Below are 615 nucleotides of genomic sequence, written 5' to 3'. Positions count from 1 at the left end.
AACAATCGGTGAAGACGGTAAAGGTAAAGTACCAAACAGCGAATTACCAGACGGTAAAGTTCCAGGTACAGGTAAGATTACAGAACCAGGTCAACCAGCTGTAGAAGTTCCAGTAACAACACCAGCTCAGAAGACACCAACAGTAGAGTTGGAACAAGATCCTAATACAGGTGACGTAACAGTAACACCTAAGCAACCAGATGGAACTCCATACAAACCAGGAACTAAGGTAGAAATCCCAGGTAAAGATGGCAACCCAATCACTGTTGAAATCGGTGAAAACGGTAAAGGAAAAGTACCAAACAGCGAATTACCAGACGGTAAAGTTTCAGGTCCAGGTAAGATTACAGAACCAGGTAAACCAGCAGTGGAAGTTCCTAAAGTTGAAACACCAGCTAAGGTAACACCAGCAACACCAGCTCAAAAGACACCAACAGTAGAGTTGGAACAAGATCCTAAGACAGGTGACGTAACAGTAACACCTAAGCAACCAGATGGCTCAACATACAAACCAGGAACTAAGGTAGAAATCCCAGGTAAAGATGGTAAGCCAATCCCAGTCACAATCGGTGAAGACGGTAAAGGTAAAGTACCAAACAGCGAATTACCAGACGA

1 pseudogene is annotated in these 615 nt (G+C 43.7%); it reads left to right on the top strand.

The features are described 5' to 3' along the window. Positions 1-615: pseudogene (locus QM469_RS10555) on the top strand (hypothetical protein); the annotation flags it as partial.

This window comes from Streptococcus infantis (genome assembly GCF_047464215.1).
Taxonomy (GTDB): Bacteria; Bacillota; Bacilli; order Lactobacillales; family Streptococcaceae; genus Streptococcus; species Streptococcus infantis_P.
Note: the sequence above shows the minus strand (reverse complement) of the source record. Positions and strands in the feature narration are given on the sequence as shown.